Origin of the sequence: Palleronia marisminoris (assembly GCF_900172315.1) — a bacterium.
Classification (GTDB): domain Bacteria; phylum Pseudomonadota; class Alphaproteobacteria; order Rhodobacterales; family Rhodobacteraceae; genus Palleronia; species Palleronia marisminoris.
In genome coordinates, this window is sequence record NZ_FWFV01000003.1 from 109,846 (window position 1) to 135,419 (window position 25,574).

Consider the following 25,574-nt stretch of genomic DNA (forward strand, 5'->3'; position numbering starts at 1 on the left):
CGGCGTGGCGGGTCATTCAGGCGGCGAAGGGGATGCGGCGGCCGTCGATCTCGGCCACCTGCATCGGGGTGTCGTAGAGATTGCTCAGCCAGTCGGCGGTCATCAGGTCGTTGGTCGCGCCTGCGCCGTAGAGCCTCCCGTCCTTCAGCGCCACGATGCGGTCCGCGAAGCGGGCGGTGATGCCAAGGTCGTGGACGACGATCAGGATGCCGCGCGCCTCGGGCCCCGGTCGCGAAAGGCCGTGCAGGCGGTGCATGATGTCGTGCGCATAGCGCGGGTCGAGTGCCGAGAGCGGCTCGTCCAGCAGGATCCACGGCGTCGTCTGGGCGTAGGCCATCGCGACGAAGGCCCGCTGCCGCTGGCCGCCGGACAGGGTATCGAGGCTGCGGTCGCGGAACGGCGCGAGACCGAAGGCTGCGATCGCGTCCTCGACGGCCTCGTGGTCGGCCGGGCCGGGCCTGCCGCGGTGGTGGGGCCAGCGCCCGAAGGCGATCAGGTCGCCGACGCAGAGGCGCGCGGTGACGCTCTGCTCCTGGGTCAGCAGCGCCAGCGCCTTGGCACGCTCGGCCGGGGCCATCGCGGCCAGGTCCTGCCCCGACAGGCAAACCTGCCCCCCCTGCGGACGCAGAAGCCCGGCCATCGCGTGCAGCAGGGTCGATTTCCCCGCCCCGTTCGGCCCGATGATCGCCGTGATGCCTTCGGGCGGCAGCGACAGGTCGACCGCGCTCAGCACTTCGGTGCCGTCCCGCGCGATGCTCAGGTCCCGCGTCTCGATCATCGCCGCTCCTTCCTCAGCACGAGCACCAGGAACAGCAGCCCGCCCGCGAACTCGACCACCACCGACATGGCCGACTGGTAGCCCAGGGCCCGTTCGAACACGAACTGCCCGGCGACGAGGATCGTCGCGCCGATCAGCGCGGCGGCGGGCACCAGCACCGCATGGCGATGCGTGCCCGTGGCGCGATAGGCAAGGCTGGCCGACAGAAGCCCCAGGAACGTGACCGGCCCCACCAGCGCCGTCGACACCGCCACCATCACCGACACGAGCGTCAGCGCGAGGACGATCGTGCGGTCATAGGCCAGCCCCAGCGTCAGCGCCTTGCTGCGCCCCAACGCGGCAACGTCGAGCTGCCCCGCCATGCGCCACGCAAGGGCAAGCGCGATCCCCAGCGCCAGTGCCGCGATCCACAGAAGCTGCCCGTCCACCGATCCGAACGAGGCGATGGTGGCCTGTTGCACCACCGCGAATTCCGACGGCTCGAGGATGCGCTGCGCAAAGTTCGCCAGCCCGCGCAGCAGGAAGCCGAGGATCACGCCTGTCAGGATGGTGCGCAGGATGTCGTCCGCCCCGCGACGAAGCAGCGTCGCGAAGAGCGCGGTGGCGGCGAGCGACAGACAGAGCGTCTCGATCAGGAATTTCGGCAGCACCGGGATCTGCGAGAAGCCGGCGCCGCCCAGGGTCAGCACGAGGCTTGTCTGCAGGAACACGAAGAGCGCGTCGAACCCGACGATGCCGGGCGTGATCAAGCGGTTGCCCGCGGCGGTCTGGAACAGCACCGTGGCCGCGCCGACCGCGGCGCCCACGAGGATCAGCGCCGCCAGCTTCTCGAATCGCAGCGACAGGATCAGCCCGACCGGTGCGCGCAGGTGCCACGCCAGGAACAGCGCCGTGGCCAGCGCAAGCGCGGCCGAAAGCCCGATGAGCCGCCGCTCAGCCACGTCGCGCCGCCAGCGGAGCATGCAGAAGCCACAGGAACACGGCGGCCCCGAAGACGGAGAAGACGGTGGCGGCAGGGATCTCGTAAGGGAAGCGCAAGACCCGGCCGATGACGTCCGCCGCCAGCACCATGAACCCGCCCAAAGCGGCCACGGCGGGCAGGTTGGACCGCAGGTTGTCGCCCCAGAGGCGCGAGACCACGTTGGGCACCACGAGGCCCACGAACGGCAGCGCGCCCACCGTCACCACCACCGCCGCGACCGCGACCGCGACGATGGCAAGGCCGATCGCCAGCGTCTGCCGGTAGTCGAGGCCGAGGCTCCGCGCCCGGTCCTCGCCAAGGCTCAGCAGGGTGATGCGGTCGGCGACGATCCACATCGCGCCGGCGATGGCGGCGATCAGCCACAAGAGCTCGTAGCGGCCGCGCAGCACGCCCGAGAACTCGCCCGAAGCCCAGGCGCCGACATATTGCAGAAGGTCGGTCACCCAACCCAGCCACAGCACCGCCGCGCCGAGGATCCCGCCATAGATGAGGCCGACCAGCGGCAACAGGATCGGGTCGCGCCTGGGCACATGGGCGGCCAGCGCGAAGAACCCCGCCGTGCCGGCCAGCGCCGCCACCGCCGCCACGCTCATCTTGACCATCAGCGCCGCACCCGGCGCCACGATGGTGACGCCCAGCAGGCCCAGCATCGCGGCCTCTGGCGTGCCGGTCAGGCCGGGTTCGACAAGCCGGTTCTGCAGGGCAAGCTGCGTGACCACACCGGCCAGCGCCAGCCCCGCCCCGGCCAGCAACGCGGCCAGCGTTCGTGGCAAGCGGCTGACAGCAACCACGAGGCCGGCGTCGAGTTCGCCGGCCCACAGGTCGGCCGCGCCGATCGACAGGCTCGCCCCCACCAGCAGGACTGCGCCCGTTATGGCGAGGGCGCGCAGCACTCAGCCGTCCGAGTCGCCGAAGACCTGAGTGAGTTCGTCGAGCGTGCCGCGCATGGACTGGATGCCCCCGCCGGCCAGGTAGATGCGCGCGGAATCAAGGTAGACGATCTGCCCCGCCTGCCCGGCCTTGGTGCCCTGCACCAGCGGGTTGTCAAGCGTGGCTTGCGCGGCCTCGCCCTCTTGCCCGATGGCGGCGCCACGGTCGATGACGAGGATCCAGTCGGGATCGGTCTCGGCGACGAACTCGAAGGACACGGCCTCGCCGTGGGTTTCCGTGTCGAGTCCCTCGCGGGCCTCGGGAAGGTCGAGCGCGCCGTGGATCCAGCCGAAGCGCGAGCTGCTGCCATAGGCCGAGATCTTGCCGCCATTGGCCAGCAGGATCAGCGCGTCGCCCTTGCCCTCGACGGCCTCGGCCGCCTCGGCGATATCCGCCTCGAGCGCCGCAATCGCCTCGTCCGCGGCGTCGGTGCGGTCGAAGATCGCACCGTAGGCCTCGGCGCGCGCCTTGGCCTGGGCCACGATGTCGCCGTCCTCGATGGTCATGTCGAGCGTCGGAGCAAGCTCGGACAAAGCGTCGACTTGCGCCTGCGACCGGCCGCCGGCGACGATCAGGTCGGGCTGCATGACGGCCAGTTCTTCGAAGTCGGGCTCGAACAGGGTGCCCACGATCTGCGCCTCGGCGAAGGCGTCCTCCATGTAGGACGGGGGCGCGATGTCCGGGACGCCGTCGATCTCGATGCCCAGGGCCGACATCGTGTCGATCGCGGCAAGGTCCAGCACCACGACGGTCTCGGGGTTGGCGGGCACGGTGACCTCGTCTTGCGCGTCCTCGACGGTGACGGTCTGTGCGAATGCGGCAACGGGAAGCGCCGCGACAAGGGCGGCTGCAGCGATGGACTTCATGCGAGGGCTCCTCGGCTCTGGACAAGGCCGACCCTGTGGGCCAGACATAATGTATATCCGACCTTTGAACTCAGGAAACGGGCACATGCAAGACCCTATCCACGACGCCGGCACCTTCGAGTCGGCCAACGCCCGGCAATACATGAAGCAGCTGTGCAAGCACTTCGCCCACAAGGTCGAGACGCGTTTGACGGATGACACCGGCGAGATCGACTTCCCCTTCGGCAAGGCGCATCTCGAGGCGACGGATGCGCGGCTCGACGTGCGGCTCGCCGCGCCCGACGAGGACGGCCTTCTGAAGGCCCGGCAGGTGATCGACAACCACCTTTGTCGGTTCGCCTTCCGCGAAGAGGTCAAGACCGTCACCTGGCAAAGCGCCGCCTGATCCCCGGTCGATGATCCCGCCGCTGCGATGCCAGCGGCCTGCGGAGAGGCACTGGACGATGCGCCGGGCCTTCTGGTGCTGAACAACGATGTCGGACGGTCGTCGCTGTTTTCACGTGGGTACGAGTTCGACTACCTCTATTTCGACGGCCTGCCCGCCCCGGTCAGCTCGATCTACGGCACGCAGCCCGACGTCGCCATTGTCGATCATGTCGAGATCCTGAAGGGTCCCTCGGGCCTGTTCATCGGCACGGGCGAGCCTGCCGGCTCGATCAACATGCGCCTCAAGCAGGCCCGGCCCGAGTTCGGCGGCGCGTTCACCTCGCAGCTGGACAGCAACGGCCACGCCCGCGTAGAGGCCGACGTCACTAGCGCCCTGAACGAAAGCGGCACGCTCCGCGGACGGGCAGTCGTGGCCTATGGCGACGGCGACGGTTTCGTGGACAAGCAGTAGAACGGCGTGGCCGTGGCCTACGGCACGCTGGCCCGGGACGTCACGCCCGACACCACGTTGACCTTCTCGGCCAGCCATCTCGAGCGCGACATCGCCCCCTTCAACGGCCTGCCGACGGATGCCGACGGTGACCTGCTATATCTCGACGCCGACACCACGACTGCGGCGGACTGGAACGCGTTCGACAACCGGGTCGATGACCTGACCTTCGCGGCCGAGCACCAGCTGGGCAATGGCGGGAGGCTGAAATTCTCGGTCCGCCAGTCGCGCCAGGAAGCCGATTTCCTGTACGCCTATGCCGGAAGTTCGGCGGACGCGGAAAACGTGGTCTCGTCGCTTGCCTATCTGGGCCGGCAGTTCGAGCAGGACTCGACCGCGCTCGACGCCCATGCAGAGCTGCCCTTCATGCTTGGCGGCGTCACCGGCACCGCGCTGATCGGGATCGACCACCAGCGGGTCGATTCGACCACCGCGACTGCGCGCGGAAGGATTCCGGGGTCCTTCGACCTCGACGATTGGGATGTCGGCGACGTGGACCGCCCCGACGCGGTCTATTCCACCCTGCAGGACAGCGAATACACCGCGACGGGCCTCTACTCGCAGCTTCGGGTCAACCCGATCGAGCCGCTGACCCTGATCGGCGGGACGCGCCTGACCTGGTACGACAGCACCACCGTCGTGGACGATGGCATCCCCGACGAAACCGAGGAAGACGCCCACCTGACGCCCTTCGCCGGCCTGACCTACGACATCAGCCCCGTGGCCACGGTCTACGCCAGCTATTCCGAGATCTTCCAGCCTCAGATCGCGGTGGACGCGGATGGCGAGACGCTCGACCCCACCGAGGGCCAGCAATACGAGATCGGCGTGAAGGCCGAGCTCGGCTTCGGGCTCAACGCCTCTGCCGCGCTGTTCCGCCTCGACCAGGTGAACCGGCCCGTCGCAGTGGTCGGCGAGAACTACTTCGCAGCGGACGAAGAGATGCGCGCCCAGGGCCTCGAGTTGGCAGTGGCGGGCGAGATCGTACCGAACCTGCACCTCTCGGCGGGCTACACCCATACCGATACGGAAATCACGGAAGGCCCGAGTGCCGGCCTCGTCTTCTCGGAGGTCACGCCGAGAACATCTACAAGCTCTCGGGCGTCTACGACGTCGAAGGCGGTGCGCTGGACGGGTGGAGCTTTGGCGGTCGCATCCGGGGCGTCAGCGATTTCTCGTCGCGGCGCGTCGAAGCGCCGGGCTATGCGGTCGTCGATCTGAGCGTGGCGAAGGATATCGGGTCGGAACTACGGGTCGGCGTCGAGAACATGCTCGACAAGGAATACTACACCCGCGTCGGCTCGCCCACGGTCTTCAACTTCCGTGGCGAGCCCCGCACCCTCACCGCGTCCCTGACCACGCGCTTCTGACGCGCTTGGTTTGACAGGGGGCCCGGCCGGAGCTTATCCCGTCCGGCCGGGTCCTTCCTTGCGCGCGAACCTCAGCCGACCGCCAGACGCGGCCCGCAGGTCGCCACAGCGGCCGCCGCTCGGGGGAGCCTGACGATGATCATCGCGCAGCCGCTCATCCCCTGTTCCGCGATCGTCGCCGCCAGGTCCGCCACCGAGGTGCGGACCGTCGCCTCGGCCGGTTTCGTCGCCGACGCGACCACCGTGACCTCGGCCGTTCCCGCCACGCCCGCTTGCATCATCCGCTCCGCGATCCGGCCGGCCTCGGCCGTGGCCATGTAGAAGGCGAGCGTCGTGCCGGGCCGGAGATGGGGGGCGAAGTCGGGCATTTCGCCCTCGTCGCGCAGCCGTCCCGTGGTGAGGACGAGCGTATCCGTCTCGCCCCTCGCGGTCAGCGGCATCCCGGCCGAGGCGGCGGCGGCGCAGGCGGCGGTGACGCCGGGGACAATCTCGCAGGTGACGCCTGCCGCGCGGGCGGCGTCCAGTTCCTCGGTCAGGCGGCCGAAGATGCCCGGATCGCCCGATTTCAGGCGCACGACGCGGCGGCCCTTCTGCGCCTCGGCAACGATGGCCGCACTGATCCGGTCCTGCGGCCAGGCATGGGCGCCGACGACCTTGCCGACATAGACCCGCTCGGCATCGCGGCGGGCCAGTTCCAGCACGTCTTCCTCGACCAGCCGGTCGTAGAAGATCACGTCCGCCTCCTGCAGGCGCTGAACGGCGCGCAGGGTCAGCAGGTCGCGCGCGCCCGGCCCCGCGCCAACCAGCGCGATCGAGCCGCCGCCGCGTTCGCCGGGCGCGGCACCCTCCGCGATCGCCTCCTTGATCCGCTGCGCCCCCTCGCGCTCGGCCCCGCGGGTCCAGAGCGTCCGCGGGGCATCGGCGAAGACCCAGCGCCAGAAGGCGCGCCGCCCCTCGCGCGGGACGCGCTGCGCGACGCTGTCCCGCATCCGTCCGGCGAAGGCCGCAAGCCCGCCGAGGTTCGGGGGCAGCATCTCTTCGACCTGGGTCTTGATCTGGCGGGCGAGGACCGGGGCCGTTCCTTCCGTCCCGATGGCCACGACGACGGGGTCGCGATCCACCAGCGACGGCGTGGTCAGGTCGCACAGCGCCGGCTGGTCGACGACGTTCACCGCGCAATCCGCCACCTTCACCAATGCGTGCAGGCTGGCGTCCAGCCCCGGGCAGCCGGTCGCGACGAAGGCCATGGCCGCGCCGCGGAACAGCTCGGGCGTGATCGCGCCGGTATGGTGGGTCGCTCGCCCGGAAGCGACCAGCGCCGAAAGCTCGGGGTCGAGCTCGGGCGCGGCGAGGATCAGCTGCGCGTCCGTCTTGAGCATCAGACGCGCCTTCTGCGCTGCCTGCTCTCCCCCGCCGGCGATGACGACCCGGCGGCCGGTGGTACGGATGAACATGGGAAAGCTGTGCATGGCAGGCTCCTGCAGGCGGGGGTCAGGCGGCGAGGTCGCGGGCGCGGGCGTCCCACAGGTTGCGGGCGGTGGCCTCGGGTTCGGCGATTCCGGCGGTGTCGAGCGCCAGTGCGGCGGTCGAAAGCACGATCGCCTCGGCGAAGTCGTCCTGCCGCTCGCCGGTCCAGATCGCCGTCAGCGCCCCGGGGTCCGAGGGTGCATCCGCCAGCCGGCGATGCGCGTCGAGGGGCTGGCCGGTCAGCCCGGTCCAGGGCTGGCCGTCGCGCAGGCCGAAGATGGCGATGTCCTTGGCCGGGTGATGCTCGAACTCGCCCCCGCCGCCTTTCAGGACGGTCAGCCGGTCGAGGGCGAGCAGGCGCGCCGCATCGGCCTGAAGCTCGCGGTAGGAGGGGTGGAAGACGCCTTGCACGGCGGCGGGCGCCGCGGCGGGGTTCAGCATCCGGCACACGGTGTTCACGCAGGAGCGCAGGCCCAGCACGTCGCGCAACCGCAAGAGCGACATCAGACCGGGGCTGAAAGTCTCGAGCGGGAGGTAGGCGAGCCCCTTGCGCCCCAACGCATCCGCCGCCGCTTCGGTGCTGCCCGGCTGCGGGATGCCCAGGGGTCCGAGTGCATCGCGAACCGAGGCGCCCTTTGACTGGTGGCTGTTCCAGCCATGCAGCAGCACCGGCACGCCGGCCGACGCCACCAGCCGCGCCGACAGCAGGAACCACGGCAGACCCCGCGACCGCCCCGCGGCGTAGGTCGGCCAGTCGAGCGCCGGGGCCTCTCCCGGCCACGGCCCCAGATCGGTGCGGGCGGCGGCGGCGAACCCCGCGATCTCTTCCGCCGTCTCGCCCTTCATGCGCATCAGCATGAGGATCGCGCCAACGGCCTCGCGGTCGGCCTCGGGCGAGAGGATCAGGCGCATGGCCTCGAAGGCTTCGTCCATCGTGAAGGACCGGGCGCGGCCCTGCCCCCGGGCGAGGATGCGAACGTATGGTGCCAGGCTCATTCGACGGCCTCCGTGGTGGTGGCTGCGGTGATCGGCGCCGCAATCTCGGGGCGGCACGATCCACAATTCGTTCCCGCGGACAAGGCCCGTCCGACCGCACCGACCGTCAGGGCCGCCACGCAAGGCGTCGGATCGTCGAGGCCCCGGTAGCTGCGGGCCGAGGGCAGGTCGGTGCGCCCGAAGGGGGATCACTCGGCGGGCGTGACGCGCATGTTCGCGGTCTCGGCGACAGAGGTGGTCACGTCGGACTTGTAGTGGGTGGCGTAGATCATCGCGCCCACGAAGGTCAGGCCGCCGACGAGGTTGCCCAGAACCGTGGGGATCTCGTTGAAGAACAGGTAGTCGCTCCAGGTGAAGCTGGCGCCCAGGATCAGGCCGATGGGGAAGAGGAACATGTTGACGATGGAGTGCTCGAATCCGAGGTAGAAGAAGATCAGGATCGGCATCCACATCGCCAGGACCTTGCCCGAGACGCTGGTGGACATCATCGCCGCGACCACGCCGGTCGAGACCATCCAGTTGCACATCACGGCCCGGATGAAGAGCGTCAGCATGCCGCCCGCACCAGCCTCGGCATAGCCCACGGTGCGTGCGTGGCCGATATCCATCAGCTTTTGCCCCACCGCATCGGGCGCGACCGTGAAGCCCATCGTCATGATGATCGCCATGAAGATTGCCGTCGTCATCGCACCGGCGAAGTTGCCCGCGAAGACGAGGCCCCAGTTGCGCCACAGCGCCTTCATGTCGACGCCGGGCCGGCGGTCGAACACCGCCAGCGGAACGAGCGTGAACACTCCCGTCAGAAGGTCGAAGCCCAAGAGGTACAGAATGCAGAAGCCCACCGGGAACAGCAGCGCACCGACCAGCGGATTGCCGGTATTGACCGTGATCGTGACCGCGAAAGCGGCGGCCAGCGCAAGGATCGCGCCGGCCATGTAGGCTCGGATCAGCGTATCGGTGGTGGACATCTTGGCCTTGGCCTCTCCGGCGTCGACCATCTTCGTGGCGAACTCGGCTGGTGTGACGTAGGACATGGGAAGCTCCTTTCGTGGAGGGGGTGGTCAGGCCGCGCTGGCGCGGGCGAGCGCCGTGCCGTCGAGAAGGACGCGCCCGTTCTCGACCCGCACGGCGTAGGTGGCGATGGCGCCCTCGTCGGCACCCTGGGCTTCGCCGGTTTCCAGCGAGAACACCCAGTTGTGCAGCGGACAGGTGATCTTGCGGCCGTGGACGATCCCCTCGTCGAGGGGGCCGTTCCGGTGCGGACAGCTGGCCGAGGTCGCGAAGACCTCGTCCTCGGCGGTGCGGAACACGGCGACGCAGCCTTGGGTCGTCTTGACCCGCCGCGCGCCGCGCAGGGGGATGTCGTCGAGGGCTCCGATGTCGATCCAGTTCATTCCGCAGCCTCCAGGGTAAGATCGGCAAGCGGCGCGTATTGGCGCGCCGTGGCCGGGGTGGCCCGCTCGGCCCAGGGGTCGTGCTGGTAGACCGATTGCGAGATGTCGAAGCGCTCGACCAGCGCTTCGCGGGTGGCGGGGTCCGAGAGCGTCTCCTTCACCCAGTCGAGGCCCACCTTGGCGAGCCACTTGTAGGCTCGGTCGAGATACTTGGCGTGCTCGCGGTAAAGCTGGACGAAGGCGACGACCCACTCGATCGTCTCAGCCTCGGTGCGGGCGTCGTGCAGGCGCACGACCTCTTTCACGTCCATGCCAGCCGCGCCGCCGACGCCGATCTGGTAGCCCGAGTCGACGCAGACGATGCCGATATCCTTGCAGGTCGCCTCGGCGCAGTTGCGGGGGCAGCCGGAGACGCCAAGTTTGACCTTGTGCGGTGTCCACGACCCCCACAGCCGCTTTTCCAGCGTGATCCCGAGGCCGGTCGAGTCCTGCGTTCCGAAGCGGCACCAGTCCTTGCCGACGCATGTCTTCACCGTGCGCAGGCCCTTGGTATAGGCGTGCCCCGAGACCATGCCGGCCGCGTTGATGTCGGCCCAGATCGCGGGCAGATCCTCCTTGTGGATGCCCAGAAGGTCGATCCGCTGGCCGCCCGTCACCTTCACCGTGGCGCCGTACTTGTCGGCGGCCTCGGCAATCGCGCGCAGTTCGTCCGCGGTGGTCATGCCGCCCCACATGCGGGGCATCACGGAATAGGTGCCGTCCTTCTGGATGTTGGCGTGGTTGCGCTCGTTCACGAAGCGGCTTTGCGGGTCGTCCACGTAGTCGAGCGGCCAGTCCGCCAGCAGGTAGAAGTTCACCGCCGGGCGGCAGACATGGCAGCCGTTCGGGGTCTTCCAGCCCAGTTCCTGCCAGACGGCCGGCTGGGACTTCAGCTCCTGCGCCTTGATGAGGCGGCGCACGTCCTCGTGGCTGAGGTCGGTGCAGCCGCAGACGGTGGCCGCGGCGGGCAGGACGAAGTCGTCGCCCAGCGTCGAGGCCAGCACTTGCTCGACCAGCCCCGTGCAGGTCCCGCACGAGGCGCTGGCTTTTGTCTTGGCCTTGATCGCGGCAAGGTCGGTCGCGCCGCCCTCGATCGCGCCTACGATCTGCCCCTTGCACACGCCGTTGCAGCCGCAGATCTCGGCGTCAGCCGGCAAGGCTGCAACGGCGGCCAAAGGGTCCGCGGCGGCACCCCCCTGATAGGCCGGGCCGAAGATCAGCGTGTCGCGCATCTCGCTGATTTCGGTGCCGTCCTTGATGAGGCCGAAGAACCAGTTGCCGTCGGCGGTGTCGCCATACATGACGGCTCCGATCAGGCGGTCGCCCTCGATCACCAGCCGCTTGTAGATGCCGCGCGCGGGGTCGCGGAACACGATATCCTCGCGCCCTTCCCCGTCGGCGAAGTCGCCCGCGCTGAACAGATCGCAGCCCGTGACCTTCAGCTTGGTCGACAACTGCTTCTGGCGGAACGCCGCCTCCTGCCCCGCCAGCGTCGCCGCCAGCACCTTCGCCTGGTCGTAGAGGGGTGCCACAAGGCCGAACAGCGCGCCCTCATGCTCGACACATTCGCCAAGCGCGTGGATATGCGGATCGGAGGTGCCGAGCCGGTCGTCCACGTGGATACCCTTTCCGACCGCCAGCCCAGCCGCCTGCGCCAGCGCCACGTTGGGCCGGATGCCGACGGCCATCACCAGAAGGTCGCAGGGCAGCTCCTCGCCCGTGTCGAGCTTCAGCGCCGCAACCTTGCCATCCTTGCCGACGATCTCCTTCGAGTTGGTCGAGCAGCGTACGTCGATGCCGCGATCCGTCAGTTCCTTGCGCAGCAGGTAGCCCGCCGCCTCGTCCAGCTGACGCTCCATCAGGTGGCCCATCAGGTGCACCACCGTCGTCTCGACGCCCCGCGCGTGAAGCCCGGCGGCCGCCTCGAGGCCCAGCAGGCCGCCGCCGATGACGACGGCACGCGTGCCCTGCCCCAGCGACATCATGCGCTGCGTGTCCTCGAGGTCGCGATAGGCGATCACCCCGTCCAGATCGTGGCCCGGCAGCGGGATGATGAAGGGCTGCGAGCCTGTGGCGATGACCAGATCGTCATAGGCCAGGATCTCGCCGTTTTCGGCGGTGACCGTCTGCGCGGCGCGGTCGATCTGCGCGACCTTCTCGCCGAAGCGGCAGGTCACGCCGCGCTCCTCGTACCAGGCGGCGTTATGGGTGACGATCTCGTCGTAGGTCTTCTCGCCCGACAGGACGGGAGACAGCATGATGCGGTTGTAGCAGCCGCGCGGCTCGGCGTTGAACAGGGTCACGTCCCAGTCGCCGCCCGCCTCGAACAGATGTTCCAGCAAGCGGCCCGAGGCCATGCCGGCGCCGATGATCACGAGTTTCTGGGTCATGTTGTCACTCCGCTCGGATGGCGGTGGGCATGGACTGGTCGGAGGCCGCCTGCGATTGGCCGGTCGTCATCACCGCCCGCCCTGCCAGCATGAAGCGATCTGGTGCGGTAGAGGCCAAGAGGCCGGGGAGGATACGTCTCATGCGTCGTTCCTGTCTTCGGGCCGGAGGGGACCGGCCAAACAAAAAAAGCCGTCGACACACCGCCTTCGCGTGGGAAGGCAGAGGGTCGAGCGGCTTTGCTCAGCGTCCCGGTCATTCGGGGAGTCATGTCGCGGCGGGCGTCGTTGCCTGCCGACAGCTTCACCTTGAGGTCGGGCGTTTTACCGTGTGAAGGGGTTTCGGCGCATTCCCCGCCCTGCCCCGCCGCGATGCAGCACAAAGTGGCGGGGCTGCACGATTCATGGGCGGTTCAGAAACGCCGGGTCGAACGCTGCGCCGTCGAAGAAGGCGTCCCGACAGAGCGTCAGGCTGCCCGACATGGCCGGAACCGCCTGATCCGCGGCCAGCGCGCCCTCGATTCGCGCCGAGGCGGCGGGCAGGATCGCGCCGGTCGTGGACAGGGCCTCGCGGAACAGGTCGCTGCGGAAGGTTCCGGCCGCCGCCGCCATGGCGCGCGCCTGGTCGAGCCCCATGCGCCCCGCGATCCGCGCGCCGATCCAGGCGGCCTGGCTGCGCCACGGGAACGCCGCGGCACCTTCGTGGAAGACCACGAAACGGGGGGTGGCGCGGGTCTCGCCCCGCGGGGACACGACGATGCGGCCAGACAGCGCGCGTTCGATCAGGTCGGGCGCGAGGTTCAGGTAGTGCGGCCGCGACATCAGATCGGCCGCGAGGGACCGGTTGGCGGCGCCCGCATCCAGCCACCGTCCCGCGCGCCAGACCGACCGGACCAGCCGCGCCGACAGGTCGGGCGCCTCGTCGGCCCAGTCGGCCCGCGCGGCCAGGATCTTTTCGGGCGCGAAGGCCCAGATGGCGTTGCCGGGCAGCAGAAGCTCGCCCACCCCGCCCTCGACTGCGGCGGTGCCCCAGGGCTCGCCCACGCAGAAGGCGTCGATCTCGTGCGCGCGGATCGCCTCGGCCATGAGCGGCGGCGGCACGGTGCGGACGATCAGGCTTTGCGGGCTGGGCAGACCGAGCGCCGAGAGCCAGTGGTAGATCAGCTCGGCATGCATCGAGAACGGGAAGGGCACGCCGATGCGCAGGGGCATCTCGGCCGCCGCGATCAGCGCCTGCCCCGCCGCGGCGGCGTCGTCGAAGCCGAACCTGTGTCCCGCCTCGCGCATCCGTTCGGCCAGCGCGGCGCTGACCCCCACGACATTGCCGTTGACCGACAGCACCGACAGCGCGGCCAGCGGCGTGTTGCCCCCGCCGACCCCGAGCGCCGAGGCGATCGGCACCGGCGCCAGCATGTGGGCGGCGCGGACCTGCCCGTGCACCAGCGCATCGCGCAGCGAGGCCCATGAGGGCGCGCGCAGGAAGTCGAGGGCGAGGCCTTCCTCGGCGGCGAAGCCCATTTCCTCGGCGACGATCAGGGGGGCGGCGTCGACCAGCGGCAGGAAGCCCACGGGGAGGGCCGTCGCCCTCATCCCAGAAGCCCGGCGGCCGTCACCAGCGCCTCGGCCACGTCGGCCACGCGGCGGCCCTGGTCCATCGCGGTCTTGCGCAGAAGCGCGTAGGCCTCTTCCTCGGGGATGTTGCGGGCGCGCATGAGCATCCCCTTGGCGCGGTCGATCACCTTCCGGTCCTCAAGCGCGCGCTTGGTCTCGGCCAGTTCGGTCCGCATCCGCTGCATCATGCGGAACCGCGCGATGGCCGCGTCGAGCACCGGCTTGACCCTGGCGGGCGTGAGGCCGTCCACGACATAGGCCGACAGTCCCGCCTCGATCGCGGCGGCCGAGAGGCCGGCGTCGCTGCGATCCACGAAAAGTGCCACGGGTCGGTCGAGGGGGCCGGTCGCGAGGGTCAGCTCTTCGATCGTGTCGCGCGATGGGTCGGCGACATCGACCAGCACGAGATCGGGCTGACGCTGCGCGATCTGGCGCGCCAGCCCCGAGCGTTCGGCGATGACGCGGATGTCGAAATCGCCCGCATCACGCAATGCGTCCACGATCAACCGCGCTCTTTCAGGCTCGGGCTCGACGATCACGATGGAGAGTTTGGGCGCCATTTCCGGGAGCGAACGCTACGGCGCGCAGAGTTCAACGCCAAACCATCCGGCGGGCGGCCTGCCCTCGGGGATGCCGGTCGCTGCGCCCGAATTCCGTGCGGTCCGCCGCAAATTTGAGCGCTTCCGCAGCGGGGGCCGGCGCTTCCGTCGGGACCAGCTTACATCAGGGCGGTCGCGACGCCATATGATGGGGGCGGCGGTATCCTCCGCCATAGAAAGGCGTCACTTGATGACCATGTTTTCCATGAAGCCGAAATTCGATCTTGCAGAATTCCTTGCCGTGCCCGCCCCCAAGGGAGCAGCCCGGACCGGTGGCGCACGACGTCGCGGGACGCAGTTCCAGCCAAGTGCGGCATCGAAGGCGGCGTCCAAGCCCGCGGGTGCTGCGGTAGTCAGCCCCTCGGACAAGGCCTGACTACCCGGCGCCTGGGCAGTCATGGGTGCCTCGGGGTCAGGGCACACGGCTTCTGACCCCATACCTGCCGGCGCGACACCATCACCTTCACCACGCATGCCGCCACGGCCTTTCGGCACGGTGTCGCCGCAGATGAAGTGCCCCGCGATCCTCTTCCTTCTTCCGCGGAAGAACCGGTGAAGGGTTGCCTCTGCCGCTCGATCGCGCTTTTCCTGTGTCTTTCGGCGGTGCATCTGCATCCTGAAACGAAGAGGAGCCCGATTGCGTGAAGGCCAAGGTCACAACGCTGCTTTCGCGCCTGGTGTGGGCTCTCGCACTGGGGGCTCTTGGGTTCGGGATCGCGACCGGGGACCGGCTTCTGGTCCTGGGGGCCGGCGGCGCTGTCGCGATGGCGCTGCTGCCGGTGGTCTACACCTGGCTTTCCGGCATCCTGGTACCGGCGGGGTTGCGGGACGGCATCCTGGTCTTCTGCCTTGCCGCCTTCGTCGGGGGCGAATGGGGCGGCCTGTATCAGGATGACCTGGTTTGGGACACGTCGCTTCACATCCTGGCCGCGGCGGTTCTGGCGCTGACCGGCTACGCGCTCGCGCTTCTACCTACTGCCGGGGCGCCGCCGCGGACCAGCCTCTGGGTGCTGTCGGTTCTTGCCGTCGGGTTGGCCTCGACCGTCGGCGCGGCATGGGAGCTGTTCGAGGCCACCGTCGACGCCCTCTTCGGCACCAACGCGCAGCGATCCGGCCTGCCCGACACGATGGGCGACATGGCCGCCAATCTCGCCGGGGCTATCTATGGCGCGATGGTCGGCCAGCTGGCGCTGCGGGGGCGCTGGCGGCTGCCCTTGTCCGGCCTTCTGCTGACGGCCCTGAGGCAGAACCCCGTCGTCTTCGGTGCCTATCCGGGCACCCCCTTCCCCCGACACACGGCACGGCCGAAACCGGCCGGATGGACAGGAGGCCGCACGTCTTGACCGATCTCATCCCCGCCTGGATCGATGGAGAGCTTGTGCCCGTCGAAAAGCTGCGCGTTCACCGCGAGGGGCTTCGGCACAAGGCCGTCTCGGTCTTCGTCAACGCGGGCGGCGAGACGCTGATCCAGAAGCGCGCCGCCGCGAAATACCACACACCCGGCCTCTGGGCGAACGCCTGCTGCACCCATCCCCACTGGAGGGAGACACCCGACGCCTGCGCGCGCAGGCGTCTGCGCGAAGAGCTTGGCCTCTCGACCGATGCGCCCTTCGTGCATCGCGGACAGGTGACCTACCGGGCGGATGTGGGACAGGGTCTGACCGAACACGAAAGCGTCGAGATCTACACCGTCGACCTGCCCCGGAAGGTGACGCCTCACCCCGATCCGGCCGAGGTCGGCGACACGCGGTGGATGGGGTGGGATGCGCTCGAGCGTGAGATCGCCGCCCGACCCGATGCGTTCACCCCGTGGCTGCGCATCTACCTGGCCGACCATCGCGCGTTGGTCACTTGAACGACGCGCTGGAAGCCGCGGCCCACGCGCTGCGCGTCGAGCCGGGGGTGCCGGACGTGGCGGCCCGGCGCGTGCATCTCGATGCGCTGGCCGATGCCGTGCGGGATGGTGCCGAGGCGCTCGTGGAGGCCATCGACGCCGATTTCGGGCACCGCCCCCGGCAGGAGACCTTGCTGACCGAAATCGCCATGGTGCTCGAGGCAGTCCGCTACAGTCGCAAACACCTGAAGGGCTGGTGCCGGCCAAGGCGCGTGATCCTGCCGCCGCACTTGTGGCCAGCACTGGGGAGGATCCGGCGCGAGCCGCTGGGCCTCGTGGGAATCCTGGCGCCGTGGAACTATCCGGTGCAGCTTGCACTCGTGCCGCTGGTCGCGGCGCTGGCCGGGGGCAACCGCGTGCTTCTGCACCCCTCCGAGCATACCCCCCGCACGTCCGAGGCGCTGAAGCGACTGGTCGAGGCGGCGGTGCCGGGTCGCGTCCGCGTCGTGACAGGCGGAACCGAAATCGCGCAGGCGATGTGTGCCATGCCGCTCGACGGGCTGTTCTTCACCGGCTCGACCGAGACGGGGCGGCGAGTCATGGAAAGTGCCGCGCGCAATCTCGTGCCGGTCACGCTCGAACTGGGGGGGAAGTCACCCGCCATCGTTCGGGCCGATGCCGATCTGGCCGAAGCGGCCGAGTCCATCGTCGCCGGCAAGCTTCTGAACGCCGGTCAGACCTGTATCGCGCCGGACTATGCACTGGTCCCGCGCGCGCTGATGACCCCGTTCGAGGACGCGCTGCGCCACGCGGCCGACAAGCTCTACCCCGATCCAGAGGGCGCCGATTATGCCACCATCGCCCGCGAGACCGATCTGGCGCGTCTCGGCGGGCTGCTCGAGGGGGTCGAGGCGCGGCCGCTGATGACGCGGATGCCCGCGCCGCCGCGGATGGGGCTGTGGTCGGTGATCGATCCGCCCCCCGATCACCCGGTCATGGAGCAGGAGATTTTCGGCCCCGTCCTGCCCCTCGTGCCCTATGACGGCGAGGACGCGGCGCGTGCCTACGTGGCCGCGCGGCCGGTGCCGCTGGCCCTCTACGTCTATGGTCGGGACACTGGGGCGGCCTTGCGCGACGTGGATGCGCTGCGATCCGGCGGGGCGATGGTCAACGAGGCGGTCCAGCATGTGGGGGTGCAATCCCTGCCCTTCGGCGGCGCCGGCGCGTCGGGGATGGGCGCCTATCACGGCGACGAGGGGTTCCGCAGCTTCACCCGCCCCCGCAGCGTGATCGTCGCGCGCCGGTCCCTCGCCCGCATGGTGCGCCCGCCCTACGGCAGGAACATCGACCGCATCCTGCGTCACCTGTTGCGCTAGCCCAGGTCGTATCGCCTGCCCCGCCAGTTCGCCTGCCCCCCTCGCCGCGCCCGCAAAAGCGCCGTCCACTGGATCGCCAACAGAACCAGCACGCCCACCGGATGCAGCAGCACCGAGAGCCAGGACTGGTCGAGCCTCCGCGCCATGGCGATGCGTGCCGCGTAGACCAGAAGCACCGCGAGCGCCGACAGGCCTGCAGCGGCGACGGCCCCGGCGGCGAACGCGACGCCAAGCATCAGGAACGGCAGGATGTGTCCTCCGAAGAGAAGCACCGTCCAGATCGGCAGGGCGCGCGGGGTGGCCATGCCTTCGGTGGCGTTCTTCACGAACCCTTCCCAGATTGCGGCGGGCGTGTCGTACATGCGGCAGGCAGCGATGTGGGTAGCGTCGGTCAGATCGGTGCGCCTCCCCGCCGCGCGGACGTTGCGAGGCAGGTTCAGCCCGTCATGCATCCGCGCGGCGAAAGCCGCATGCCCTCCTGCCGCGTCGTAAGCCGCGCGCCTGACCGCCAGAAGCTGGCCGCATCCGGCGGCAAGTGACGGATCGGGGCGGGTGCGGGACAGGGGAATCGGCAGATATCCCAGCAGCGTCGTGAAGATCTGCGGGATCGCCACCTGCTCGGCCGGCGTGAGGGTGATCTGCCGCGGGAAGCCCGAGAGAAGGTCGAGGCCCTCGCGCTCCATCTCGGCAACCAGCCGAGCGGCGGCGTCGGGGGCGAGCCGGACGTCGGCATCCACGAAGAACAGCACCGGATGCGCCGCCGCACGACCCAACTGCATGCAGGCGTGGGTCTTGCCGATCCAGCCTTTGGGCAGCGGCGCGCCCTCGATCAGGCGCAGGCGCGGGTCGGTTGCGGCGCGCGCGGCGACGATCGCCCCCGTGCCGTCCGTCGAGCCGTCGTCGAGGACCACGACCTCGATCGTCACACCCGTCTGGGCCAGCGCCCCATCGAGGGCGGCACCGATGCCGCCGGCTTCGTCGCGCGCGGGGATCAGGATCGATACGGCAGGAAGCGGCCCCTGCCCCGCTGGCGAAGGCGGGCGCAACGCCATCAGGTTCGCAGCGACCATCCCGGTAAAGAGCATAGCCAGCGTCAGTCCCAGGATCGAGAGCGCCAGGATCATCGGCGGGGCTCGTGGTCGGACACATGCTCGCGCCCCGCCATCCGGTCGCGCAGGCGTTGCCACTGGCCGTAGACGCCGCCCGTGCCGCGGCGTCCGTCGATCAGACTCTCGAAGGCGGCCGGGTCGCGGGCGATGGCGCGGGTGGCGAGCGTGTCGGCGGTGTCGGTCAGCGCAGCCTCCAACCGCGCCGCGATTGCGTCCGGCCCGTCGGAGGGCGAAACCTCGACGGGGGTGCCGAAGGCGAGAAGCGCCTCGGGGCGACGCTCGGACCAGAACGGGTATTCGACGGCCATCGGCACGGCCTGCACCTGCGGGCACCTTGCCAGAAGGTGCGCAGCGCCGGGGCGGAGGCCGAGGGGACGCTCGCGCATATCGGCGAAACGGCCTTGGGCGGTGATCCACATCACGCGGTCGGGCTCGTCCAGGATCCGGCGCCCGGTGCGCAGGAACTGCGCCGCGCCGCGCGCGCCGTCCTGCGGGACTCCGAAGACGCCGATCCGCGCCATGAAGCGGTAGCGCTCGAGCATCTCGGCATCGATCGGGCCGAACCCCGCGCGCCCGGGGAACAGCACCCCGTGGACGGCCATGAACACCGCCGGGTCCCACCACGAGGGGTGATTGGTGAACACCATCACCGGGCGGTCCGGGACCAGCTCCGGCAGGCCCGGCTTGGCCACGCGGAGGGCGCGGAAGTTGCGGGCGATCTGCCCGCGCATCACCCTTTCGAAGAAGGCGACCATCCGCGGCGAGCGGAGGGCGGCGGGATCACTCGGCGGCGACACCGGACCGCTCCGCGCCTGCATCCTCGTCGGCGGCGTCGGCGGCGATCCAGCCCGACATCAGCGCCATCGGCATCCCCGGCCCCGGGTGGGCCGACCCGCCAGCTAGATACAACCCTTCGACCTGGCGCGAGCGGTTGCCGGGCTTGAACGCGCCCAGCACGCGGCCATGGCTCGCCAGCCCGTAGATCGCGCCCTGAAGCACGTTGTAGCGGTCGTGGATGTCCTGCGGGGTCAACGTGCGTTCGACCGCGATGCGGTCCTCTAGGTCCGGCATCCCGGCGGTGCGCTTCAACTTGTCGAGGATCACGCGGCGATATTCGGGCAGCATCCGCGACCAGTCGTGGTGGTCGCGCAGGTAGGGGGTGTGCACGAGGACATAGAGCGCCTCGCCTCCTTCCGGTGCGACGCCGGGCTCGGTCCGGGCGGGGGCGGCGAGGTAGGCGGTGGGGTCCTGCGCCGGTTCGCCCCGGTCGTAGATCGCACCGAATTCCTCCTCGGGATCGCGCGAGAAGACGAAGTTGTGGTGCGCAAGGTGGTCGTAGCCTTCGCGCAGGCCCAGATAGAGCACGACGCCCGAGCAGGCAGGCTCGCGATTGCGGGACTTGCGAAAGGATTCCCACGCGTCGCCACCGATCAGTTCGCGGTAGGTGCGGACGCTGTCCATGTTCGACACGACCCGGTCCACGGCGATGCGCTCGCCCCCGTCGGTGACGACGGCGCGGGCGCGGCCGCTCTCGGTCTCGACATGGGCGACGCCGGTGCCGGTGCGGATCTCGACCCCAAGCTCGCGCGCCAGCTTTTCGAGCGCTGCGGGCACGGCGCGCGTGCCGCCCATCGGATACCAGACCCCCTCGCCCTGCTGCATCTGGGCAATGCCGCAGAGGACGGCCGGAGAAGACAGGGGCGACGAGCCGACATACTGGATGAAGTGCTCCAGCATCTGCGCGACGCGCTTGTCCTTCACGTTCTTCTTGATCTGGCCGGCGACGGTGCGGTGCATCCGCAGCGCCATCACGTCGGACAGGGTCGAGAGGTTCATGTTCGCCTTGAGGTTCATCGTGTCGCGCAGATCCTCGACCGTGCGCCAGAAGAAGAACCGGTCCGATACGTCGGCGAGCCGCTTGGCGACATGCATGAAATCCTTGAACCCCGCGCGATCCTGCGGCGACAGGCGCGCGATCTCTTCGGCCGCGAGGGCCGGGTCGTCGCGCAGGTCCAAGACAGCGCCATCCTCGTAGAAGCACCGCCATTGCGGGTCGAGCCGGCGCAGGTCGAGCTCGGCGTGAAGGTCCTTCCCCGCCTCGGCGAAGATGCGTTCGAGCACGCGGGGCATGGTCAGGATCGTCGGCCCCATGTCGAAGCGGTAGCCGCCTTCTTCCAGCACCGCCGCCTTGCCGCCGAGCCAGTCGTTGCGCTCCAGCAGCGTGACCTTGTGGCCACGCGCCGCCAGCGTGCAGGCCGCCGCGAGTCCGCCGAGGCCCCCTCCGATGATCGCGGTCGTGCTCATATGGTGGCCTCCTTGGGTAGAGCGGTGGTCAGGTCGCTGGCCCCCGGAAGGTCGAGGTCGGTCGCGCAAAGGCGGCTGGCGATGCGCGCGCTTTCGAAGATCGTCGGCAGGCCCGAGCCGGGATGCGTGCCGCCACCCGTCAAGTAGACGCCGTCGATATCCTCGAAGCGATTGCGCGGCCGCAGGTGCAACATCTGCCCCAGATTATGCGCCAGGTTGAACGTCGCCCCCTCGTAGACCGCCATCTGGCTCTGCCAGTCGGCGGGGGTGTACATGAGTTCGCTGCGGATCATCGGGCGGATGTCGCGCCCGGCGAGCTTCGACAGCCGGTCGAGGATCTTCTCGCGGTAGGACGGCGCCAGCGTCGCCCAGTCCACACCGCCGGTCAGGTTGCCCACCGGAGCCAGGACGTAGAGTGTCGAATGGCCTTCAGGCGCCAGCGTGGGATCGGTGACCGACGCGTTCTGCACGTAGATCGTGGGGTCCCGCGGTGCCTGCCCTGCGTCGATCTCGGCCACGTTGCGCTCGTAATCGCCCGAGAAGGCGACGGTGTGATGGCTGAGCGGCAGCTGCCCCTCGAGCCCGAGATAGAGCATGAAGGTCGAGCAGGAGAACGTCTTGGACGCGATCTTCCGGTCGGTCCAGCGGCGCCGCGCGGCATCCGGCACCAGTTTCGTCATGGCGGTCGCGAAATCGGCGTTCATCACCACCGCGTCGGCCTCGTAGCTGCCCTTGTCCGTCACCGCGCCGGTCGCCCGTCGGCCCTTCAACGTCAGCTGACGCACGGGCTCGGACAGGCGCAGATCGACGCCCATCTCGCGGGCAATCCGGGCCATGGCGGCGGTGATCGCGTTGCAGCCCCCCCGCGGATGGAACACGCCGAAGCCGTATTCGACATGGGCGATGATCGTGAAGAGCGACGGGCACTTGAAGGGCGACATCCCGAGGTACTTGGACTGGAACGAGAAGGCGACGCGCACGTCGGGGTTCTTGAACCAGCGGCGCAGTTCCCCGTCGACCGTCGACCAGGGGCGGAAGTTCGGCAACGCCCGGGTCATGTCGCCGCGCATCAGGTCGCGCGGCCCGAGGAAGGGGCGCTGCAGGATCGTGCGGAAGCTGTCGAACTTGGCGCGGTTCGCCTCGAGATAGGGGCCGACCTGGGCGGCATCCCTCTCGTCGATCGCGGCGACCTGCCGGGTCAGCTCTTCGAGGTCGTGGGTCGCGTCGATGGCACGGCCGTCGTCGAACTGCAGCCGGTACATCGGGTCGAGGCGGATGAGGTCCACCTCTTCCCGCAGATCACGACCGCAGGCCGAGAAGATCTCGGCCAGGATCTCGGGGTAAAGGAAAAATGTCGGCCCGATGTCGAAGGTGTAGCCGTCACGTTGGATCGCGCCGGTCCGGCCTCCGGGTTGGTCCTCCTTTTCCAGAAGCGTCACCTCGGCGCCCGCGGCGCGCAGGAGCATGGCCGAAGCCAGGCCTCCGGGCCCCGCGCCGATCACCAGGACGCGCCGTCCTGCAACGCCGGCACGTATGCCTTCGGCCAAGTCTATCGCGGTATTGTCGTTTGCCATCGGCCTCTGAATCCCTACCATCTGCAATCGCTTGAGGCGCGGGCATGAAATGTCATAGCTCGTCCCAGCCAAGCGCATAGATAAGTCTCGGATGAGTAACGGCATGCAAAAATTCGAGACGCGACAAGGCGACGCATGGTCAACAGGCACCGGAAAGGCGCTGTCCGCCGCCCGGAAAAGCGAGAATTTCCCCGTCGCATCGGTCCTTTTGCCCCGTGATCTGCGGCCATCGGTCCTGGCGTTCTACGACGTGGTGCGGTCCGCCGACGACGTCGCCGACGATCCCGCCCTGTCGCGGGAAACGAAGCTCGCACGCCTCGACCTGATCGATCGCGCCCTGGCCGGCACCGCAACGTGGCAACCGGCCGGGGCCCTGCAACTTGCGCTCGCGCAGGCGGGGCGTCCCGGCGCCATCCGTCACGCCACGAAGATGCTCGTGGCTTTCCGTGCCGATGCCGAGGGGAATATCTGCCGCGACTGGGAAGACCTGCGCGCCTATTGCGAGCATTCCGCCGTGCCGGTGGGCCGGTTTCTGCTGGAGCTGCATGGCGAAGGCGACGCGCCTTGCGCGGCATCCGACGGCTTGTGCGTGGCGCTGCAGGTGCTCAACCACCTGCAGGATCTCGGGTCCGACTGGTGCAAGCTGAGGCGCCTCTACCTGCCCCTCGACTGGATCGAGGCGGAAGGCGCGTCACCGGATGATCTGCGGGACGCGCAGCTTACCCCGGCGCTGCGGCGGGTGCTCGACCGGACGCTCGATGCAACCGACGCGGAACTGGCGCGCGCCGCCGCCCTGCCCCGGCTGATCCGTTCGCGCCGTCTCGCGGCCGAGACGCGGGTGATCCTGTCCCTCGCGCGGCACCTGTCCGCACGGCTGAGACGCGAGGATCCGCTGGCATCCCGCGTCGCCGTCACTCGCGCCGCGGCCCTTCGCGCCGGCACGGCGGGCCTGACCCGGCTGGTGCGCGCGTGAACATCTCGAACGACAGGTCGATGACGGATCCGGCCATGCGGCTGATGCCCGAGGAGATCGTCCTGGGCTCGGGAAGCTCGTTCCGGTTCGGAATGCGCCTGCTGCCGGCCGGGCGGCGGCAGGCGATCATCGCCATCTATGCCTTTTGCCGCGCCGTGGACGATATCGTCGACGGCCCCCTGCCCCATGCCAGCAAGATCGCCGGGGTGGATGCCTGGCAGCGCGAGCTGGAGCTTGCCGCCCGCGGCGCGGCGAGGACGCCGGTGGGGCAAGACCTGACCCGCGCCATCGTCCGGTTCGACCTGCCGCTCGAGGAATTCGCGCTCGTCATCGATGGGATGCGCATGGATCTGTCCGGCATGGTCGCGCCCGATCGCGCGACCTTCGACGCCTATATCCGCCGGGTCGCCGGTGCCGTGGGCATCCTGTCGATGCACGTGTTCGGCGCCTGGCGGGGCGAGACCTCGCGCCGTTTCGCCCTGTCGCTGGCCCGCGCGCTGCAGATGACGAACATCCTGCGCGACGTGGAAGAGGACGCAGCCTTGGGGCGGCTCTATCTACCCGCCGATCTGCTGGACGATACGGGCGTGCCGCACGATCCCGTCCGCGTTCCCGGCGCGCCCGGCCTTCCCGAGGTTCGTGCACGGCTCGCGACCGAGGCCCGCGCCGCCTTCACCGAAGCCCGGCGCGAGATCCCGAACCATTCCCGGCTGCGCCTGTCGCCTGCGCTTCTGATGATGGGGCCCTATGACAGGCTGCTCAGGCGCATCGAGGCCGACCCCTCGCGCGCGCCGGCCCACCGTGGCGGCATCGGCAAGGCCTGTGACGGGATCCGTTGCATGGTCCGGCCGGGCCGCGCGTAGGTCATGCGACGTGTCCATGTGATCGGCGCCGGTCTGGCGGGACTTTCTGCGGCGCTGCGGCTCACCTCGGCGGATGTCGAGGTCGTGCTGTGGGAGGCGACCGGCCGCGCCGGCGGGCGATGCTGGAGCTTCCATGACAGCCAGCTGGATCGGCTCATCGACAACGGCAATCACCTCGTATTGTCCGGCAACACCGCGGTTCTGGATTATTGCCGGCGGATCGGCAGCTTCGACCGGCTACGGATCGCCCCGGAGGCCGCCCTTCCCTTCGTCGACCTTGCGGACGGCGCGCGCTGGACCGTCAGGGTGCCCGACGGTTCGCGCGACCTGCTGCAAGGGGGCCTTAGCCTGCCGCCCGGGGTTGGGGCCGGGGCGCTTCTCGATACCGCGCGCCTGCTGAGCGCCGGGGCGACCCGCACGGTCGCGGACGTGATCCGGCCCGGTGGTCCTGCCCGAACGCGGCTGTGGGATCCCCTGTCGCTCGCCATCCTGAACGCCTCGCCCGAGGACGGTGCGGCGCACCCCCTCGCCGCCGTTCTGCGCCGGACGGTTCTGCGGGGGGCGGCGGCGTGCCGGCCGGTCACGATGCCGGACGGGCTGGGCCCGACGCTGGTAGAGCCGGCGCTCGCCACGCTTGCCGCGTCCGGATGCGTCCCGCGCTTCCGCAACCCCTTGCGCGGCTTGAAGAAGCAGGACGGGCGGATCAGCGCCCTTGTCTTCGACGCCTCCGAGGTTGCGCTTGGCCATGACGAGCGGGTCATCCTCGCGGTGCCGGCCCCGGCGGCGGGGCGGCTGCTCGAACTGCCCGCACCGGCGGCGGGACAATCGATCCTGAACGCGCATTTCCGAATTTCGCCGGAACCGCCCGTCGAGACGTTTCCCCTGCTTGGGGTGCTGTCGGGGCTGGCCCAGTGGATCTTCGTGCGCGGCGACGTGGTCTCGGTCACCGTCTCGGCGGCCGACGGGGTAGAGATGCACGACTCCGACGCCACACTCGACCGGCTCTGGACCGAAACGGCGGCCGCCCTGGCGATCCAGGGACGGCCGGTGGCACGGCGGCTTCTGCGCGAGAAAGCCGCGACGTTCTCGCCCGCTCCCGCGGAGCTGGCACGGCGTCTGAAGTCCGGCACGCCGTGGGAAAACCTGCACCTCGCCGGAGACCATGTCGCGTCGCCCCTCCCTTCGACCATCGAGGGAGCCATCGCCTCGGGCGACGCGGCAGCGCAGAGCGCCGTCGCGTGAAGC

The 25,574-nt window shown here is 69.6% G+C and carries 28 protein-coding genes; 11 read left to right on the forward strand and 17 right to left on the reverse strand.

Annotated elements, in window-relative coordinates:
- Positions 1-16: 16 nt before the first annotated feature.
- From PAM7066_RS06810 to PAM7066_RS06825, 4 genes are read right to left on the reverse strand one after another with little or no spacing between them, the layout of a single operon-like run.
- Complete coding sequence (locus PAM7066_RS06810; protein ID WP_085853399.1) at positions 17-778, reverse strand: ATP-binding cassette domain-containing protein; 762 nt, start codon at positions 776-778, stop codon at positions 17-19.
- The gene (locus tag PAM7066_RS06815; protein ID WP_370738083.1) at positions 775-1,740 is read right to left on the reverse strand and encodes an iron chelate uptake ABC transporter family permease subunit; all 966 of its coding nucleotides are present in this window, start codon (positions 1,738-1,740) and stop codon (positions 775-777) included. The genes PAM7066_RS06810 and PAM7066_RS06815 overlap by 4 nt, the downstream gene beginning before the upstream one ends.
- Positions 1,712-2,653 (reverse strand): iron chelate uptake ABC transporter family permease subunit, encoded by a 942-nt coding sequence (locus tag PAM7066_RS06820; protein ID WP_085853400.1) that lies wholly within the window; start codon positions 2,651-2,653, stop codon positions 1,712-1,714. Before PAM7066_RS06820 ends, PAM7066_RS06815 begins: the two co-directional genes overlap by 29 nt.
- Positions 2,654-3,556, reverse strand: coding sequence for a siderophore ABC transporter substrate-binding protein (locus PAM7066_RS06825; RefSeq protein WP_085853401.1), 903 nt, complete (start codon positions 3,554-3,556; stop codon positions 2,654-2,656).
- Between the two features lie 85 nt (positions 3,557-3,641).
- Between PAM7066_RS06825 and PAM7066_RS06830 the strand changes: the two genes are divergently transcribed.
- From PAM7066_RS06830 to PAM7066_RS19535, 4 genes are read left to right on the forward strand one after another with little or no spacing between them, the layout of a single operon-like run.
- Positions 3,642-3,941, forward strand: coding sequence for a DUF2218 domain-containing protein (locus tag PAM7066_RS06830; protein ID WP_085853402.1), 300 nt, complete (start codon positions 3,642-3,644; stop codon positions 3,939-3,941).
- A 27-nt stretch (positions 3,942-3,968) separates the two neighbouring features.
- Positions 3,969-4,394, forward strand: a complete 426-nt coding sequence (locus PAM7066_RS06835) for a TonB-dependent receptor plug domain-containing protein (RefSeq protein WP_085853403.1) — start codon at positions 3,969-3,971, stop codon at positions 4,392-4,394.
- 6 nt (positions 4,395-4,400) lie between these two features.
- On the forward strand, positions 4,401-5,654 hold the full coding sequence (locus PAM7066_RS06840) for a TonB-dependent siderophore receptor (protein WP_085853404.1): 1,254 nt from the start codon (positions 4,401-4,403) through the stop codon (positions 5,652-5,654).
- A gap of 2 nt (positions 5,655-5,656) precedes the next feature.
- Positions 5,657-5,803, forward strand: a complete 147-nt coding sequence (locus PAM7066_RS19535; RefSeq protein WP_338061503.1) for a hypothetical protein — start codon at positions 5,657-5,659, stop codon at positions 5,801-5,803.
- 71 nt (positions 5,804-5,874) lie between these two features.
- On the opposite strand, the gene cysG is transcribed toward PAM7066_RS19535, so the two are convergent.
- The 9 genes from cysG to PAM7066_RS06880 form a co-directional block, all read right to left on the reverse strand.
- Entirely contained in the window at positions 5,875-7,272 is a 1,398-nt protein-coding gene (gene cysG, locus PAM7066_RS06845; protein WP_085853405.1) for a siroheme synthase CysG, read from the reverse strand.
- Between the two features lie 22 nt (positions 7,273-7,294).
- On the reverse strand, positions 7,295-8,266 hold the full coding sequence (locus PAM7066_RS06850; RefSeq protein ID WP_085853406.1) for a glycosyl transferase family protein: 972 nt from the start codon (positions 8,264-8,266) through the stop codon (positions 7,295-7,297).
- On the reverse strand, positions 8,263-8,385 hold the full coding sequence (locus PAM7066_RS19630) for a (2Fe-2S)-binding protein (protein WP_175484584.1): 123 nt from the start codon (positions 8,383-8,385) through the stop codon (positions 8,263-8,265). The genes PAM7066_RS06850 and PAM7066_RS19630 overlap by 4 nt, the downstream gene beginning before the upstream one ends.
- Before the next feature lie 69 nt (positions 8,386-8,454).
- Positions 8,455-9,300: a formate/nitrite transporter family protein gene (locus PAM7066_RS06860; protein ID WP_085853408.1), complete on the reverse strand. Its 846-nt coding sequence runs from the start codon at positions 9,298-9,300 to the stop codon at positions 8,455-8,457.
- Positions 9,301-9,327: 27 nt separating this feature from the next.
- Entirely contained in the window at positions 9,328-9,660 is a 333-nt protein-coding gene (nirD, locus tag PAM7066_RS06865; protein WP_085853409.1) for a nitrite reductase small subunit NirD, read from the reverse strand.
- The gene (gene nirB, locus PAM7066_RS06870; RefSeq protein WP_085853410.1) at positions 9,657-12,089 is read right to left on the reverse strand and encodes a nitrite reductase large subunit NirB; all 2,433 of its coding nucleotides are present in this window, start codon (positions 12,087-12,089) and stop codon (positions 9,657-9,659) included. The genes nirD and nirB overlap by 4 nt, the downstream gene beginning before the upstream one ends.
- 4 nt (positions 12,090-12,093) lie before the next feature.
- A complete protein-coding gene (locus PAM7066_RS18890; protein WP_175484585.1) occupies positions 12,094-12,231 on the reverse strand; it encodes a hypothetical protein in 138 nt (45 codons plus the stop codon).
- 257 nt (positions 12,232-12,488) lie between these two features.
- Positions 12,489-13,676 (reverse strand): CmpA/NrtA family ABC transporter substrate-binding protein, encoded by a 1,188-nt coding sequence (locus tag PAM7066_RS06875; RefSeq protein WP_085853411.1) that lies wholly within the window; start codon positions 13,674-13,676, stop codon positions 12,489-12,491.
- Complete coding sequence (locus PAM7066_RS06880) at positions 13,673-14,257, reverse strand: ANTAR domain-containing response regulator (RefSeq protein WP_085853412.1); 585 nt, start codon at positions 14,255-14,257, stop codon at positions 13,673-13,675. Before PAM7066_RS06880 ends, PAM7066_RS06875 begins: the two co-directional genes overlap by 4 nt.
- 229 nt (positions 14,258-14,486) lie before the next feature.
- Here PAM7066_RS06880 and PAM7066_RS18555 point away from each other — a divergent pair, with 229 nt between their 5' ends.
- The 4 genes from PAM7066_RS18555 to PAM7066_RS06895 all read left to right on the forward strand — a co-directional run bounded on the left by PAM7066_RS18555 (position 14,487) and on the right by PAM7066_RS06895 (position 17,506).
- Positions 14,487-14,672 (forward strand): hypothetical protein, encoded by a 186-nt coding sequence (locus tag PAM7066_RS18555; RefSeq protein WP_139214959.1) that lies wholly within the window; start codon positions 14,487-14,489, stop codon positions 14,670-14,672.
- 265 nt (positions 14,673-14,937) lie between these two features.
- On the forward strand, positions 14,938-15,639 hold the full coding sequence (locus PAM7066_RS06885; protein ID WP_085853413.1) for a DUF2238 domain-containing protein: 702 nt from the start codon (positions 14,938-14,940) through the stop codon (positions 15,637-15,639).
- A complete protein-coding gene (gene idi / locus PAM7066_RS06890) occupies positions 15,636-16,151 on the forward strand; it encodes an isopentenyl-diphosphate Delta-isomerase (protein WP_085853414.1) in 516 nt (171 codons plus the stop codon). The genes PAM7066_RS06885 and idi overlap by 4 nt, the downstream gene beginning before the upstream one ends.
- The gene (locus PAM7066_RS06895; protein ID WP_245749615.1) at positions 16,148-17,506 is read left to right on the forward strand and encodes an aldehyde dehydrogenase family protein; all 1,359 of its coding nucleotides are present in this window, start codon (positions 16,148-16,150) and stop codon (positions 17,504-17,506) included. The genes idi and PAM7066_RS06895 overlap by 4 nt, the downstream gene beginning before the upstream one ends.
- On the opposite strand, the gene PAM7066_RS06900 is transcribed toward PAM7066_RS06895, so the two are convergent.
- The 4 genes from PAM7066_RS06900 to crtI are packed head-to-tail and all read right to left on the reverse strand — an operon-like array spanning position 17,503 to position 22,493.
- Entirely contained in the window at positions 17,503-18,630 is a 1,128-nt protein-coding gene (locus tag PAM7066_RS06900) for a glycosyltransferase family 2 protein (RefSeq protein WP_085853416.1), read from the reverse strand. The genes PAM7066_RS06895 and PAM7066_RS06900 overlap by 4 nt on opposite strands.
- Positions 18,627-19,412, reverse strand: a complete 786-nt coding sequence (locus PAM7066_RS06905) for a lysophospholipid acyltransferase family protein (protein WP_090928839.1) — start codon at positions 19,410-19,412, stop codon at positions 18,627-18,629. The genes PAM7066_RS06900 and PAM7066_RS06905 overlap by 4 nt, the downstream gene beginning before the upstream one ends.
- Positions 19,396-20,919: a phytoene desaturase family protein gene (locus PAM7066_RS06910; protein WP_085853417.1), complete on the reverse strand. Its 1,524-nt coding sequence runs from the start codon at positions 20,917-20,919 to the stop codon at positions 19,396-19,398. The genes PAM7066_RS06905 and PAM7066_RS06910 overlap by 17 nt, the downstream gene beginning before the upstream one ends.
- Positions 20,916-22,493 carry a phytoene desaturase family protein gene (gene crtI / locus PAM7066_RS06915; RefSeq protein ID WP_085853418.1) on the reverse strand — a complete coding sequence of 526 codons (1,578 nt, stop codon included), beginning with the start codon at positions 22,491-22,493 and terminating at the stop codon, positions 20,916-20,918. The genes PAM7066_RS06910 and crtI overlap by 4 nt, the downstream gene beginning before the upstream one ends.
- 103 nt (positions 22,494-22,596) lie before the next feature.
- Here crtI and PAM7066_RS06920 point away from each other — a divergent pair, with 103 nt between their 5' ends.
- From PAM7066_RS06920 to hpnE, 3 genes are read left to right on the forward strand one after another with little or no spacing between them, the layout of a single operon-like run.
- Positions 22,597-23,466 (forward strand): squalene/phytoene synthase family protein, encoded by an 870-nt coding sequence (locus PAM7066_RS06920; RefSeq protein WP_175484587.1) that lies wholly within the window; start codon positions 22,597-22,599, stop codon positions 23,464-23,466.
- Positions 23,467-23,486: 20 nt separating this feature from the next.
- Positions 23,487-24,329 (forward strand): squalene/phytoene synthase family protein, encoded by an 843-nt coding sequence (locus tag PAM7066_RS06925; RefSeq protein ID WP_085853420.1) that lies wholly within the window; start codon positions 23,487-23,489, stop codon positions 24,327-24,329.
- A gap of 3 nt (positions 24,330-24,332) precedes the next feature.
- The gene (gene hpnE, locus PAM7066_RS06930) at positions 24,333-25,571 is read left to right on the forward strand and encodes a hydroxysqualene dehydroxylase HpnE (protein WP_085853421.1); all 1,239 of its coding nucleotides are present in this window, start codon (positions 24,333-24,335) and stop codon (positions 25,569-25,571) included.
- Positions 25,572-25,574 lie beyond the last annotated feature (3 nt).

Coding starts and splice junctions, on each gene's coding strand:
- PAM7066_RS06810 (WP_085853399.1), bottom strand. CDS start 778: ATGATCGAGACGCGGGACCTGAGCATCGCGCGGGACGGCACCGAAGTG.
- PAM7066_RS06815 (WP_370738083.1), bottom strand. CDS start 1,740: ATGCTCCGCTGGCGGCGCGACGTGGCTGAGCGGCGGCTCATCGGGCTT.
- PAM7066_RS06825 (WP_085853401.1), bottom strand. CDS start 3,556: ATGAAGTCCATCGCTGCAGCCGCCCTTGTCGCGGCGCTTCCCGTTGCC.
- PAM7066_RS06830 (WP_085853402.1), top strand. CDS start 3,642: ATGCAAGACCCTATCCACGACGCCGGCACCTTCGAGTCGGCCAACGCC.
- PAM7066_RS06835 (WP_085853403.1), top strand. CDS start 3,969: ATGCCAGCGGCCTGCGGAGAGGCACTGGACGATGCGCCGGGCCTTCTG.
- cysG (WP_085853405.1), bottom strand. CDS start 7,272: ATGCACAGCTTTCCCATGTTCATCCGTACCACCGGCCGCCGGGTCGTC.
- PAM7066_RS06850 (WP_085853406.1), bottom strand. CDS start 8,266: ATGAGCCTGGCACCATACGTTCGCATCCTCGCCCGGGGGCAGGGCCGC.
- PAM7066_RS06860 (WP_085853408.1), bottom strand. CDS start 9,300: ATGTCCTACGTCACACCAGCCGAGTTCGCCACGAAGATGGTCGACGCC.
- nirD (WP_085853409.1), bottom strand. CDS start 9,660: ATGAACTGGATCGACATCGGAGCCCTCGACGACATCCCCCTGCGCGGC.
- nirB (WP_085853410.1), bottom strand. CDS start 12,089: ATGACCCAGAAACTCGTGATCATCGGCGCCGGCATGGCCTCGGGCCGC.
- PAM7066_RS18890 (WP_175484585.1), bottom strand. CDS start 12,231: ATGAGACGTATCCTCCCCGGCCTCTTGGCCTCTACCGCACCAGATCGC.
- PAM7066_RS06875 (WP_085853411.1), bottom strand. CDS start 13,676: ATGAGGGCGACGGCCCTCCCCGTGGGCTTCCTGCCGCTGGTCGACGCC.
- PAM7066_RS06880 (WP_085853412.1), bottom strand. CDS start 14,257: ATGGCGCCCAAACTCTCCATCGTGATCGTCGAGCCCGAGCCTGAAAGA.
- PAM7066_RS18555 (WP_139214959.1), top strand. CDS start 14,487: ATGACCATGTTTTCCATGAAGCCGAAATTCGATCTTGCAGAATTCCTT.
- PAM7066_RS06900 (WP_085853416.1), bottom strand. CDS start 18,630: ATGATCCTGGCGCTCTCGATCCTGGGACTGACGCTGGCTATGCTCTTT.
- PAM7066_RS06910 (WP_085853417.1), bottom strand. CDS start 20,919: ATGAGCACGACCGCGATCATCGGAGGGGGCCTCGGCGGACTCGCGGCG.
- crtI (WP_085853418.1), bottom strand. CDS start 22,493: ATGGCAAACGACAATACCGCGATAGACTTGGCCGAAGGCATACGTGCC.
- PAM7066_RS06920 (WP_175484587.1), top strand. CDS start 22,597: ATGCAAAAATTCGAGACGCGACAAGGCGACGCATGGTCAACAGGCACC.
- PAM7066_RS06925 (WP_085853420.1), top strand. CDS start 23,487: ATGACGGATCCGGCCATGCGGCTGATGCCCGAGGAGATCGTCCTGGGC.
- hpnE (WP_085853421.1), top strand. CDS start 24,333: ATGCGACGTGTCCATGTGATCGGCGCCGGTCTGGCGGGACTTTCTGCG.